Source organism: Cylindrospermum stagnale PCC 7417, assembly GCF_000317535.1.
GTDB classification, from domain to species: Bacteria; Cyanobacteriota; Cyanobacteriia; order Cyanobacteriales; family Nostocaceae; genus Cylindrospermum; species Cylindrospermum stagnale.
Window position 1 is genome coordinate 6,853,322 of record NC_019757.1, and the last position, 13,845, is coordinate 6,867,166.

The 13,845-nt window shown below is 38.6% G+C and carries 15 protein-coding genes; 11 read left to right on the plus strand and 4 right to left on the minus strand.

Annotated features, from left to right (window positions below; genetic code table 11):
* Nucleotides 1–51: 51 nt before the first annotated feature.
* The 3 genes from CYLST_RS29095 to CYLST_RS29100 all read right to left on the minus strand — a co-directional run bounded on the left by CYLST_RS29095 (nucleotide 52) and on the right by CYLST_RS29100 (nucleotide 2,460).
* Nucleotides 52–297: a ChaB family protein gene (locus tag CYLST_RS29095; RefSeq protein WP_015211322.1), complete on the minus strand. Its 246-nt coding sequence runs from the start codon at nucleotides 295–297 to the stop codon at nucleotides 52–54.
* A gap of 116 nt (nucleotides 298–413) precedes the next feature.
* Nucleotides 414–530: a DUF1345 domain-containing protein gene (locus CYLST_RS36440; protein WP_281172801.1), complete on the minus strand. Its 117-nt coding sequence runs from the start codon at nucleotides 528–530 to the stop codon at nucleotides 414–416.
* Between the two features lie 298 nt (nucleotides 531–828).
* Entirely contained in the window at nucleotides 829–2,460 is a 1,632-nt protein-coding gene (locus CYLST_RS29100) for a DUF655 domain-containing protein (RefSeq protein WP_015211323.1), read from the minus strand.
* Nucleotides 2,461–2,641: 181 nt separating this feature from the next.
* Between CYLST_RS29100 and CYLST_RS29105 the strand changes: the two genes are divergently transcribed.
* A complete protein-coding gene (locus tag CYLST_RS29105) occupies nucleotides 2,642–3,817 on the plus strand; it encodes a cysteine desulfurase family protein (RefSeq protein WP_041233330.1) in 1,176 nt (391 codons plus the stop codon).
* Nucleotides 3,818–3,819: 2 nt separating this feature from the next.
* Here CYLST_RS29105 and CYLST_RS29110 read toward each other — a convergent pair whose 3' ends face one another.
* Nucleotides 3,820–5,265 carry an ATP-binding protein gene (locus tag CYLST_RS29110; RefSeq protein WP_245587446.1) on the minus strand — a complete coding sequence of 482 codons (1,446 nt, stop codon included), beginning with the start codon at nucleotides 5,263–5,265 and terminating at the stop codon, nucleotides 3,820–3,822.
* On the opposite strand from CYLST_RS29110, the gene CYLST_RS32570 reads away from it, so the two are divergent.
* From CYLST_RS32570 to CYLST_RS29170, 10 genes are all read left to right on the plus strand, one after another.
* Entirely contained in the window at nucleotides 5,238–6,569 is a 1,332-nt protein-coding gene (locus tag CYLST_RS32570; RefSeq protein WP_157162652.1) for a papain fold toxin domain-containing protein, read from the plus strand. The genes CYLST_RS29110 and CYLST_RS32570 overlap by 28 nt on opposite strands.
* A 161-nt stretch (nucleotides 6,570–6,730) precedes the next feature.
* Complete coding sequence (locus CYLST_RS29120) at nucleotides 6,731–7,057, plus strand: hypothetical protein (RefSeq protein ID WP_015211326.1); 327 nt, start codon at nucleotides 6,731–6,733, stop codon at nucleotides 7,055–7,057.
* Nucleotides 7,058–7,528: 471 nt separating this feature from the next.
* Nucleotides 7,529–8,164, plus strand: coding sequence for a YjaG family protein (locus CYLST_RS29125; protein WP_015211327.1), 636 nt, complete (start codon nucleotides 7,529–7,531; stop codon nucleotides 8,162–8,164).
* Nucleotides 8,165–8,203: 39 nt separating this feature from the next.
* Nucleotides 8,204–8,848 carry a hypothetical protein gene (locus CYLST_RS32575; protein ID WP_015211328.1) on the plus strand — a complete coding sequence of 215 codons (645 nt, stop codon included), beginning with the start codon at nucleotides 8,204–8,206 and terminating at the stop codon, nucleotides 8,846–8,848.
* 80 nt (nucleotides 8,849–8,928) lie between these two features.
* Nucleotides 8,929–9,588 carry a hypothetical protein gene (locus CYLST_RS32860; RefSeq protein ID WP_015211329.1) on the plus strand — a complete coding sequence of 220 codons (660 nt, stop codon included), beginning with the start codon at nucleotides 8,929–8,931 and terminating at the stop codon, nucleotides 9,586–9,588.
* Nucleotides 9,589–9,723: 135 nt separating this feature from the next.
* Complete coding sequence (locus CYLST_RS29150) at nucleotides 9,724–10,128, plus strand: DUF4279 domain-containing protein (protein WP_015211330.1); 405 nt, start codon at nucleotides 9,724–9,726, stop codon at nucleotides 10,126–10,128.
* 20 nt (nucleotides 10,129–10,148) lie between these two features.
* Nucleotides 10,149–10,553, plus strand: a complete 405-nt coding sequence (locus tag CYLST_RS29155) for a DUF4279 domain-containing protein (protein WP_041234004.1) — start codon at nucleotides 10,149–10,151, stop codon at nucleotides 10,551–10,553.
* Nucleotides 10,554–10,573: 20 nt separating this feature from the next.
* On the plus strand, nucleotides 10,574–10,981 hold the full coding sequence (locus CYLST_RS29160; protein WP_041234005.1) for a DUF4279 domain-containing protein: 408 nt from the start codon (nucleotides 10,574–10,576) through the stop codon (nucleotides 10,979–10,981).
* A 188-nt stretch (nucleotides 10,982–11,169) separates the two neighbouring features.
* Nucleotides 11,170–12,432 (plus strand): hypothetical protein, encoded by a 1,263-nt coding sequence (locus tag CYLST_RS29165; RefSeq protein WP_015211333.1) that lies wholly within the window; start codon nucleotides 11,170–11,172, stop codon nucleotides 12,430–12,432.
* Between the two features lie 60 nt (nucleotides 12,433–12,492).
* Complete coding sequence (locus CYLST_RS29170; protein ID WP_015211334.1) at nucleotides 12,493–13,785, plus strand: hypothetical protein; 1,293 nt, start codon at nucleotides 12,493–12,495, stop codon at nucleotides 13,783–13,785.
* Nucleotides 13,786–13,845: the final 60 nt, after the last annotated feature.

Genomic DNA, 13,845 nt, shown 5'->3' on the forward strand with positions numbered 1-13,845 from the left:
GTTTATACATATCACAAACTGCCTTTATTTTAACATTTATGTCAAATAAAATTAGTTGCCGCCAGACATAACAGCTTTATGATGGATGGCGGGGTCTTCAGGTTTTCTGTGCCATTTGCCATCTTTGCCTGGTTCGTATTCATTCTTAACGCTATTCCAAGCAACTTCAAGGGCACCATCTTCGGTCATACCGTCTCTTTGGGCTGCATTGAATCCGGCAACAAAAATCTGCTGGGCGTGTACAGGGAGTTCTTCTTTGATTTGCTGAGGTAATTCCTCTATGCTGTTATAAGACATAAACCTGCTCCGATCATCATCTAACTTGGGTTTATGCTATAAATTTAGCGATCGCCTTTCCTCTTTCTGCAAGCAGAGATCAAAATTACTATACTTTTGGTAGAGTCAAACAATTTTCAAATCAGCGAGGCAATGATATTAATACTCATCGCTAGAATAGTGGTATTGAAAAAAAAGGAGATTATGCCATGCAGCAGAGTCAATCGTCTCATTTGGCGTGATGTAGTCTGCACAATAGAATAAGATATGAAAAAGAGTTAACCGCAGATAAACGCAGATAAACGCAGATAAAGATGGATAATTAAATTAATTTCTTCATTCTGTGCAGCCTCACATAAAATTGGTATTAGTTGGGTATTAGACCTCTGGCAAAAATCAAGCTTAGTAAAATGCCACTACAGATAAACACAGATAATTTTTCAGTGTGCATCTGAGGTTTTAAATCACAAACTAGGACAATTGCTAGTCTATTCTGGTTTAGGATATGCCAATTGTTTGGGAAATAGCGAGTTTACAACTAAATCAAGACTGTTACCAAGTTACCTGTTCTTGCCATTTGTCTACCATCCTAGAACTAATTCCAGGTACTCGTTCTAAATCTTGTAAAGATGTAAACTTTTGCTGTTGACGGGCAATGATTATCTTTTGCGCTAATTTTTTACCCACGCCAGGGAGAGTTGCTAATTCTTCTGGACTTGCGGTATTGAGATTGACTTTTGTAATTGCCTTGTTTTCACTTGATGAAGGAGTTTTAATTTGGGGACATTTTTTGGCTTCGGCTGTAATTTTTGCTTGTAGTTTTGGTGGTAACCCAGGTTTAAAATTGGCGTAGAGACGAGAAAATTCACGCACATAATGAGCAGCGACTGTGGGATTTTCAACGACTAGCAAGGTTTCATCATTGCCACTATTGGCGGCTTCTGACCAATTATGAGAACCTGTAATCACTGTTTGGCTATCAATTACAGCAAATTTGTGATGTAGCAAATCACCTTTAGGTAAAATTGGTACGCCAACGGTGGTAATGGGATTTTTCCAAGGTTGGTTATCAAGTTCATATTTACATTTATTACTGAGTGCAACTCCCATCATATCCAAGGCTTCACTATAGGGACGATAGGCAAATTGTGGTTCTATTAAAGCGCGGATTTCTACAGTTTCTTCATGGCGTTTTTCTAGGATGTTTGCCAGTCGCTGATCTGAAAAGACAAACAATGCCATATCTACAGATTTTGTGGCGGCATCTAAAGTTTTACCTATTAAACCATTACTGCTGTTAGTCCAAGGTTGTGTTGGGGAAGTGGGGGAAAAATGAACAGTAATTTTGGTGTTTCCTAAAATGATTTCTTTGGGCGGACGTATGGGTTTGTTGATGCCAAATTGACTATCCTGTTTACCTCCTGACCCATCGCCCCATAAAATGTTAAATTCTTCTGTAAATAAAGCTGCTAATTCTGGACTGTCAATTTGCAATAAGTTATTGGCATTACCTAAACTACTGGGATTGGTAAAATCACCAAATGTATCACTCAAGGTAAAGTTGGCTGAGGTGAGAATCACAATGCGATTGTCTACAATCACAAATTTGTGATGCATTAATTTGCTCCCCAATGAATTATCAGCTTTGTCATCTATTAAGGGAACTTTGGCGTTTTGAATAATTACTAAAGCATCCCGTTGATTAATTTCTTCTGGACTGAGTTGTTTGTCTTGGTTAATATCTATAAATTGACGAAATTCCTGATAGCGTTCCTGTTCTCTTTTTTCTAACTTCCCGACTTCGGCTGCTGTGAAGTTACTCCAAGGGCGGGTGTAGGTATTTTCTAAAATTAACCTCACCTTTACCCCGGCTTTTTGTCTATCAACTAGCGCTTGGGCTACCTTGGGTAAACGCAATTCTTGTACCGCTACATCAACTGTAGATTTAGCTTGGGAAATGGCATTGACTATTTGTTTTTCTAAGTCATCTCCTAAGCGGTTTTGCTGACGATAAGGTTCTTGATATTCTGAGGACTGGGAATGGTTAAAGTAAACTTGAACTAATGGATCTTGCGGTAAGGGTGCTAGACGCTGCTTGGACGATTGGACTTGTTGACAAGCAGTGAGGGTGAGGATGAATACAAAGATATAAGAAAAATACCTTGGGCGAGGAAAAATAGACACGGTAATCTGCTAAAAGTGGATTAGGGGTACACGTATTTATCATTCCCAAAATGGTGCGTGTGAGATTATGTAGAGAAATATCTGCACCAGCAAATTAAAAAATCCACCCAATAAACGCACAAGTACCCAGATTTGGTACTGACTATCTAGGTAGCTTGTGTTTTCACTATCGATTGGTTATATGCAAATATATTTAGATTACAGTGCTACTACTCCCACTCGCCCGGAAGCGATCGCTAAAATGCAAGCAGTTCTCACTCAAGAATGGGGCAATCCTTCTAGTTTACATGAGTGGGGTAAGCGGGCAGCAATGGTTGTCGAACAAGCGAGAGTCCAAGTTGCGGGATTAATCAACGCTGCAAATCCAGAATCAATCATCTTTACGAATGGCGGTACAGAAGCAGATAATTTGGCAATTATGGGTGTTGCCCGTTGGTATAATGTGCCGCAACATCTAATTATTTCTTGCGTAGAACATTCTGCCATTGCTGAACCGGTGCGGTTGTTGGAGAGGTGGGGTTGGGAAGTGACACGCTTGAGTGTGGATAAAAATGGAACTGTCAACCCGCTAGATTTAAAGGTTGCATTGCGTCATAACACCGTTTTGGTTTCGGTGATTTACGGACAAAGTGAAGTGGGAACAGTCCAACCCATCGAGGAATTGGCAAAGATTACCCAAGCACATGGGGCTTTGTTTCACACAGATGCAGTGCAAGCGGTGGGACGTTTGGCGATAAATGTGCAAAGTTTACCTGTTGATTTATTGAGTCTTTCTAGCCATAAAATATATGGGCCGCAGGGCGTTGGGGCGTTGTATGTGCGTCCTGGTGTGGATTTGCAGCCTTTGGTGTCTGGTGGGGGACAGGAAAGGGGACTGCGTTCAGGGACTCAAGCTGTACCGATAATTGCGGGTTTTGGGGTAGCGGCTGAATTAGCGCTGGCTGAATTAGCCGATGAAACGCCAAGATTAATCAAATTGCGCGATCGCCTTTTTGCTAATTTAGCAGATGTTCCCGGTTTAATTCCCACTGGTGACTTAGTTAACCGTTTACCGCATCATGTCAGTTTTTATCTTGCACAAGCTGACGGGGAAAAACTCAGCGGTAAAACCTTGGTACGACAAATGAACCTCGCCGGTATTGGCATCAGTGCAGGTGCAGCTTGTCATAGTGGTAAACTTAGTCCTAGCCCGATTTTGCTAGCGATGGGTTATGGCGAAAAGGCGGCTTTGGGGGGAATTCGTCTCACATTGGGGCGGGATACAACAGCAGCGGATATAGATTGGACTGCGATCGCATTAAAGCAAGTTTTGCAGCGGTTGACATCTATAGAGTTAGTGATTAGTCATTCCACTTAACCTCAAATCCAGTTTTTAACCTCAGCTTGAGTCATCATTTTGCCAACCTTCCGATATTCACCATCAGCAGCTACCTTGAGATGTTTCATCATCACTGACTCATCAGCATCAGCGGCTAAAAAGGCTGCATTCAAAGCAATATTGCGGATATTACCACCAGGTACACTCAACTGCCCCAACTTACTAAAATCCAATCCCTGAATTGGGACATCTTGGGGAAAAATGCGCCGCCAAATCTCCGTTCGCTCTTTAACATCAGGAAAAGGATAATTGACAATAAATCGGATACGGCGCAAAAAAGCATTATCCAGGGAGTCTTTCAGGTTAGTAGTCAAAATCACCAAACCCTGATAAGCCTCCATCCGTTGTAACAAATAACTTACTTCAATATTTGCATGGCGATCATGACTATCTTTAACTTGGGTGCGTTTACCAAAAAGAGCATCAGCTTCATCAAACAGCAACACAGCACCACCAGCTTCAGCCGCATCAAATATCCGTCGCAGGTTTTTCTCTGTCTCACCGATGTATTTACTCACCACCGCACTCAAATCAATGCGGTAAAGGTCTAAGTGTAATTCATTTGCCACCACCTCTGCGGACATAGTTTTACCAGTACCACTAGCACCTGCGAACAAAGCACTAATACCTAAGCCTCGTCCCCCCTTGCTGGCAAAACCCCATGTTTCATAAACCTTCATTCGTTGGCGCACATGAGCCGCCATACCCCGCAGAATTTGACGTTGTTCTTGGGGTAATACCAGATCATCCCAGACAGCATCTGTCTTCATCTGTTGAGCTAAGTCATCGAGTTGAGGACGAGCTTGGTTACGGCACATATCCCACAAGGCTGTACCGAGGTCATTAGATTGATGGTTAAAAGCATTTTTTGTTCCCAAAACCCCAGCGCAAGCAGTACGGATTACTTGTTGACTTAACTTAAACTGAGACACTAATGCTTTCACCTGTCCGTTAAGTTCAGTTGCTCTTGCACCCAGATGCTCTTCCCAAATAGCCAGTTGTTCACCACTCGTTAATTTGGGAACATCAAAGGTAATGAAGGCATCTTGGGATAGTGGCAAGCGATCGCGACTAATAATGATTAACCGACTATTAATATTCTCGATTACCTGTTTAATAGCAAATAAAATTATCCCATCAGCCACGCTGACCTCGTGGCAGTCCAGCAATAAAGTACTATTGTTTAATAATGCTTCTCGTTCCCATCGTCGCAGTAAGTAATTAAGGTCATTGGGGTTAGTTGGCAGAGTATGGCCCTTAATGATATGCAAATTACACCCCGCACCGTAGCAGACAGTAGCCGCAATATTAATGTTAGCCGCACTTTCAACACCACATAACTGTACTGCATTTACTTGTGACGATGAAATTGATTCTAACCAGATGCCTAAAAGTTGCGTTGCTATTTTTTCGTGAGACGGTTGCAACAGAGAAGGATAGACAAGAAGTTATCCCAGTCATTATAGATTGGACAAAAGATACAGCTGATTCAATCACCAACAAAATTGTTTCTAAATTACAGCAAATCTTTGGTAGTACTACCGAAGTTTTTAGAGAACAAATTGGTGGTTTTGTTAATAGTATCTGGATGGAAATTCAATCTGGACAGGAACCTACTAAACCAGAGTTAGCTATTCCATTCCCTCCAAAATCAAAGGATAAAGATCATGTACCTCAATCTCATTCTCAAAATATCCCAGCACCCTTACCAACACAAAACAACAGAGCATTAACTGAGGCACAAATAGCTGCTTATAACGCACAAATAGCTTATCAGAACGCAAGAACCGAAGTAATTAAGGCAGAAACCAGAGCAACAATTGCAGATACTAACGCAATTAACGCCAGAACCAGAGCAACTATTGAAAAAAATACTTCTGTTGCAACACAAAGACAAGCTAACGAAAATAGGTGGACTCTGGTCTGGAGAGAGAAGCTAAAGCAAGTGCCACCTGATCAACAGGAAGCTGTAATTACGCAAGCCGCAAAAGAATACTTTAAGCTCACGGGGGAAAAGATTAATGTCAAAAACCCCAATCCTAGTAATGTGGGACTTTGGTCAGACAGTCTAGGGAAGATAATTATTAATAATCAGATTTATGGACAACCTACATCAGCAATTACACCAGCAGCACCGCCACCAAAGTTAGGAGGTTTTGGTGAAGGCCCCCAAGCAGATGTTAGGAACAATACGACTTATGCCAGGACGGAATCATTACCACCCCTTGGAGGTTTTGGTGAAGGGCCACAACCTCAGATTCCGTCGCATACCGGTCATCCACCAACGGTTTCAGGGATACCAGAAAAGCTGGAAGGGTTTGGTGCTGGGCCGCAAGCGGATACAACTCATGTTTTAAAGATTAGTAATGAACAACTAAACAATATTCATAAGATTACACAGAAATGGAACAGACGGACAGGTACTAATTGTGATAAATGTGCCGCAGAACTTGAAGGATATTTGCGAGAACAGGGAATACCAGGAAAGCATATTAGAGTAGAAACAACCTCAAACCGTGGTGTAGCCGGAATTATCTACGATGACCTTGCAGGAAAACAGATTGCAAATAATGGTTATCATGAAGGTATTTCAATTGAAATAAACGGGGTAGAAATTGTTTTTGATGACGTACACTCTGAAGGACTTCCCAGAGACCAATGGTTGCAAAATTTAGTAATATCCCCAGTCCCAGGTAATCGCCTTAATATTGTCAGAGACGAGCAGATATAGCAATGCGAATTGAAGCGTGAGAAAATACATAGACAAAAAGTAGGTATTTATAAGCGTTTCTGCCTCTTTTTCTCGCACAAATGATTTAGGATTGCTATATAGCCAACTAAATAGTACAATTTTAATGATAAAAATTTTGTTTTGTACTAGGAGTTTAAACAATGGATATCTTCTATCATCTTCTACAAGAAATAAGAAAAAGACCTACTCTTTACCTAAGTAGACAATCAATTTTTGATTTTCAGTCATTCTATTTTGGATATAATTTTTCTAGACGCCAAATTGGAATTCCTGAAACAGATGAAGAACTAGAATTTGAAGAATTTTTACAGTGGGTAAGGAAATTGTATAGTGTCGATACAAATCAATCATGGGCTAGTATAATTCTTTTTCATTCTATTGATGAAAGAGATGCTCTAGATAGACTTTTTAATATTTTTGAAGATTTTTTAGAGGAAAAGAATAGTTTAAAAAATAACTCAGAATAAATATACTCTTAAGTATACTTTCGTAACGTCCGAACTTAATTTTCAGATTCAAGCTTTGTCAGGGATAGTTCTTTCCGATAATGAAGGTAGCTTTAGCTTACAGGTTTTAATTAATGTTGGCTAGCTGATAAAAAAGCAAGCCGAACTTATGTAGGTGCTGAATCAGTTGTAAAATTTTTTGAAAACGTTCAAAAATTTACATCTTGTTTACAAATGGCACTTCAAGAAGCAACAAGCTAAATGAATCTACATCTTTTTGAATTTTAACAGGATATAGAGAGGGCTAAGAGCCACTCACTACGAACTAATTTTAATATTTTTTACTTCGCTTAACATAGTTTGATTTCATTTTTGCAGACCATTGCTAGAACAGAGAGGCATAAAACCAGGTAGCATATGGAATGATAAATGGAAACCTGGTTTAAACCATCCCAGACGAAATGAACCTCCCAGACAATAGGAGTTAACCATATGAACTTCAATTTTTTTGAATATGACACTTTGGAAGAAGAGCTAAAACAGATACCAACACAACACCAATTAGCATTTGCAGCTTCTATTTGTGAGCGTTTGATTCCCAACTATAAGGCTTTTTGTCAAAACTTAGTAGAACCTTGGGGAAATCCTAGTGTACCAAAAGAAGCACTAGATGAAGTTTGGCAAATTTTAGCCGGAAAGCCATTAGATCCAGTTTTAATTAGCCAATTAAGAGACGAATGTGGTCAAGATGATATATTTCCAGACGACCTTGATTTTGGTGATGACTGTTATGAAGCACAGGAAACTTTAATAGCAATCCGCGCTATTCTAGCTGCCTGTATCGAGCCAGATTTACAGCTAATTATTGAAGTGGCAAAACACGCTAGAAATATTATTGAAGCATATATACCGTACAAAGATGAAAACTTTAAACTTACTTTAGAAAAAGATGGAGAGGAAAAGTTTTATGAATCTATAGCAAATCACCCATTTGCAGTGAGAGAAATAGCTAAACAAACTGAAGATTTACAAAGACTCAAAGTAATCCAAACATTAGATAAATTTTTCTTAGAATGGCTGCGTACTTCTTCTGAAAATTGTGGCAAAAGTCTAATTGACTTAGCCTAAATTATAAGAAAATACTCAACATCAACAGATAGACTAATTATGTCACAACTAACTAGTTTCTTACATCAAATAAAGGAAAATCCCAATCACTATTTAGGTAAACCTTCTATTACCTGTCTTGATGCATTTTTGCATGGATACTTACTGGCTCGAAACTACATGGGTTTGGAACTATTAGATATAGAAATTATATGGTTTCAAAAGTGGATACCAGAAAAATTAGAACTAAAAACCTCACACTCATGGGCAGCAGTAATTCTATATTATAGTGGCAATGAGCGCAGCGCTTTTTATAAGTTTTTTGACCTATTTGCAGAATTTCAAGCCGAAAAAAGACTTGAGATTGCTGATTATAATTATTCCCATAATCCAATTTGGGACGAAGATTTCTATGATTTTCTAAAACGACTTAGGCAACGTCCTGCAATGTACTTAGGTACATCATCAATTACTCGGCTTTATATGTTATTGAAAGGATACGATTATGCCCGTCGGGAAGCAGGTGTAACGCTCACGGCTCAAGAACAAGACTTTTTACAATTTCAAGAATGGGTGCAGGCAAGATTTGATATCCATTCTCCTCAATCATGGGACAAGATAATTCTTTTTCATTCAATTGATGAACAAGAAGCTCTCAAGGACTTTTTTAAATTATTGGATGAATTTTTAAATCGGCAAATGTAATTGCAGCAAAAATCCCCAGTCTTAGATCCCCGGCTTTTTTAAGAATTTGGGAGTTAAATACTTTTTTAGTAGTAAATATTATGTTGCAACTAACAAGTCTCTTACATCAAATCAAGGAAAATCCCAATTACTTTCTGGGGAAGCCATCTATTACTTGCCTTGATTCATTTTTGCGTGGGTACTTAATGGCTCGCACCGATATGGGACTACAACAAATAGGTTTAGATTTGAGAGAGTTTCACACATGGATAAAAGAAAGATTAGAGATGAAAACATCACAATCATGGTTAGCTATGATTCTGTTTGATAGTGGCAATGAACGCAGCGGTTTTTATAGATTTTTTGACCTATTTGCAGAATTTCAATCTGAGAAAAGACTTGAGGCTGCTGATTATAATGATTCCCGTAATCAAATTTGGGACGAAGATTTCTATGATTTTCTCAAAAGCATTCGGCGGCGTCCTGCAATGTACTTAGGTACATCATCAATTACTCGGCTTTATATGTTATTGAAAGGATACGATTATGCCCGTCGGGAAGCAGGTGTAACGCTCACAGATCAAGAACAAGACTTTTTACAATTTCAAGAATGGGTGCAGGCAAGATTTGATATCCATTCTCCTCAGTCATGGGACAAGATAATTCTTTTTCATTCAATTGATGAACAAGAAGCCCTCAAGGACTTTTTTGAATTATTAGATGAATTTTTAAGTAGAAAACTGCAAGAAGCCACAAGCTAAATGAATCTACATTTTTTTGAATTTTGACAGGAGATAGAGAGGGTTTTAGCCCTCTCTACGAACTAATTTTAATATTTTTTACTTTACAAAACACATAGTTTGATTTCTTTTTGCCTACTCACTTAATGTGTTGATATGAAATCTGAAATTTCCGCAGCTTTTGTAATAACTGATTTTGACTACGACCCCAACGAAATTACTAGCATTTTAGGAATTTTACCAACAAGAACATCTAGAATTGGAGATTTAATTGGAAAAAGCATTTTACGGCGTAAAGAAAATGCCTGGGTATTGAAATCTCAACTTGAGCAATCAGCCGATATAGAAAGTCATATTAAAGATGTACTGGCAAGACTTCAACCTAGCTGGGAAAAACTGGTAGAGATTTGTTCTCAATACTATACAGAAATTTCTTGTGTTATCTATTGTTATGACCAACAAAGTCCAGCAATTCATTTTAATAAAGCAATTATCAGGTCTGCTTTTGAGCTAAATGCACAAATCAGTGTTGATTATTACTGTTTACATAAATCTAGATAATGGTAGATAAATGTGTTGATATGGAATCTGAAATTTCCGCAGCTTTTACAATCACTGGTTTTGACTATAATCCCGACGAAATTACTAGCATTTTAGGAATTTTGCCTACAAAAACCTGGAAAATCGGGGATGTAATTGGAAAAGGTCTTTTACGTCGTAAAAAAAATGGTTGGGTATTAAAATCTCAACTTGAGCAATCAGCCGACCTAGAAAGTCATATTAAAGATGTACTGGCAAGACTTCAACCTAGCTGGGAAAAATTGATAGAGATTTGTTCTCAATACTATACAGAAATTTCTTGTGTTATCTATTGTTATGATCCACAAAGTCCAGTAATTCATTTTAATAAGCAAATTATCAAGTCTGTCTTTGAGATAAATGCAGAAATCGATGTAGATTACTATTGTTTATACAAGTCTAGATAATGGGAGATAAATGTGTTGATATGGAACATGAAATTTTCGCAGCTTTTACACTAACTGGGTTTGACTCTGAACCCGACGAAATTACTAGAATTTTAGGAATTTTACCTACAAAAACCTGGAAAATTGGAGATGTAATTGAAAAAAGTATTTTACTTCGTCAAAAGAATGGTTGGGTATTAGAATCTCAACTAGAAAAATCAGCCGATTTAGAAAGTCATATTAAAGATGTGCTGGCAAGACTTAAACCTAGTTGGGAAAAACTGGTAGAGATTTGTCCTCAATACTATGCCGAAATTTCTTGTGTCATCTATTGTTATGATGCACAAGGGCCAGTATTTCACTTTAAGAAAGAAATTATTAAGTCTGCCCTTGAGCTAAATGCAGAAATCGATGTTGATTATTACTGTTTAGGTGAATATGAAGAGTAAGTAGTTTGGTAAGAATAACCCAAATTATGTTAACTACAGGACTTACGCAACTGGCATGGCTTTGTAGGGTGCGTCAGATGTCAAAAATCTGTTTATTTGCCAGATATATCTAGTCTGACGCACCCTACAATCTATGTACTAGTTGGAGAACCGATTACCAAGGTCATAAATGAAACTAAAAAGGAAGAATGGAACTAGTAAAAAGATATAAGCGATTTTTGTGGTTGTTAATTGCGCTGGGGATATGCACCATTATCGGAATTCTAAGTGGAACATTAGGGCAATCTGTGCCAATAGAAAAACCACCAATTAGTAACAAAAAGTGTCCGCAGGTTAAATTGTGGCAAATAGCTTTTCTAAAGTGGGATGACCTAATCAAGCTAGAGGTAGAAGAATGGCAGCCTTCTGTTAGTGGTGCTTTCAACTATAATGCTTATCCAGGTCCTAAAAAAATGCCAGTACGGCCTTTCCTCAATCCTTTTGTTAGCCCTGGAGGGATAGCTGGTTCCTTGGAAACTGCTTCGCAGACTACATCTGTGGTCGTGCGATTAGGAAAGAATCCAAAATTGATACAACTCCCAAACCCACCCCTGTCTCTGGGCACTCGTAAAGACGGTGGGCTGTGGGTTGATTCCAAAGGAACGACAGGGCTTTATAATGCTGATGGTAAACAAGTACGCACAATTAAAACTATCAGTACTAACTTTATCAGTGTTGAACAAGATGCAATTTGGTTGATCAGTGCTGACAAAAAAGCTCAGTTTGTTGATGCAGATGGAAATGTCAAAGGGCCTTATCCTTGGGATGGACTTAACAATTACTCTGGGCACGGACAAAGCTTATGTCAATTAAAATCTGCTAATCCAGCCCGCATAAAGTGTTTGGAACCTGATGGTAAACAGCGATTTTTTTCTCTATCCTTATCCGAACCACCAGGTGGACAAATCCTCCAATGGACAAATCAAAAGTTGTGGACTGTGAGTGGAAGAGATTTGATTATATATCAGGATCTAATAACAGGAGTTAAATCAAAACTGGAGATTGCCAATGCAGGTATAACAACTACAGGAGATGTTTTTGTCTCAGTAAAAACTAACGACCAGTGGACTGAAGTGTGTATTAGTGACGGCTCTTCTCGATGGGTGCCAATTAGCTATGGTTTTTCACCAATCGCAGGCATGAATCTATCTGGACGGCTTTACGTCATGGCTATTGATAAACAAAGAACACTTGTTTATAACTATGATTTAGCCCTGTGGTACAAGGGAGATAAGATTGAGGAACGCTTTGTGGTCGATGAAAATAACTTCCGCAACCGTATCTTTCCTCACGCATGGATATTTAATCCTAACAGCCATCTTGAAAATGCAAAAAGTTCAGATGGAACAGTAGTTCTATCTGCATCTGGTCCAACTGGAATAGTCCTGATTGGATTACGCTGGAATCCTTAACACAATTGCCACAAAAAGTGATGCTACAGCAGAAATGTTGAATCTATATAAAAAATTTAAATGGAATTAATAGCCAAATATAGATGGCAAACCATCTGGTTGCCAGTAACATTTTTTTTATGCCTGATTTTGCTGGAAGGATGCAAAAATTCCTCACAAGCATCCTCTCAAATCTTTCCACTACTTATAGAACCAGAACCATTAGTAAGTAACAAAAAATGTCCAAAAGTAAAAATCTGGAAAATCGCGCTTTTAGAGTGGAATAATCCTGTACCACTGAAAGTAGTAGAAGAATTACAGCCATATCCAGGTGGTTCTTTCACCAATGCTGGTGCACCAGGTCCAAAACATAAACCAACGCGACCTTTCCTCGAACTTTTTGCTAGTTCGGGGGGAATAGCTGGCATAATGTCACTGGGTAATTATCGGCAGACAGGAGTTGTGGTGCGCCTGGGAGAAAATTTAAACCTGTTACAACTACCAGAAGCTCCAGTCTCATTGAGTACTCGTAAAGATGGCAGAATGTGGGTAAATTTTCATGGAACATTAGTAAATTATGATGCTAATGGAAAACCAATTCGCTCCATCAAAAATCGTGGTACAGATATGGTGAGTGCTGACAAAGATGCTGTTTGGTTAGTTGACTTTGAAAAAACAGCCTCGTTTGTGAGCGCAGATGGTGAAGTCAAGGGACCCTACCCTTGGGACGGATTTAACAATTCTTCTGCACAAGGGCAAAATCTTTGTAGAATAAATTATGATAAACCAGGAAACATAGAATGTTTGGAACCCAATGGTAAAAAGAGTTCAATAGTGCTTTTCCTGGCTGATAAAATAGCTGGAAAAATTATTAAATTTACTGACAAAATACTTTTAACTAGAACTCATAATACTTTGTCCTATCATGACAATACTAAAGGTGAGTCTCAGTTAGAAATAGAAAATGCAGGTTTGACAACTACTGGTGAAGCATTTATAAATTTACCTGTAGATGATAACTGGTCTGAAGTTTGTATAAGTGATGGAACATCGAGATGGGTTCCCATTAAATACGACAGCAGACACTTGAAAAAGCCGAAAAAACTGGTATTGCCGAAAATGACAGTAGTTGCTGTAGATGGCGATCGCACGCTGACATTTGCCTACGATAGTGCTAAATGGTGGAAAGGCAATAAAATTGAAAAAAGCCTGATTTTAGATGAAAATGGCTACCGCCAAGATGTTTTTACCAATGAATGGTTGTTAAATCCCAGAGAAGTTAAAGTTTTAAATCCAGATGATGGCACAGTAGTTATATCAGTCACTGGTCCAAAGGGTATAGCTTTAATTGGTTTACAGTTGAATCCTAGCTAGTTGATAAAAATGTGTGCTATTGCGTGGAATTCACGCGATCTACGCCGGGAAGTTGGATTC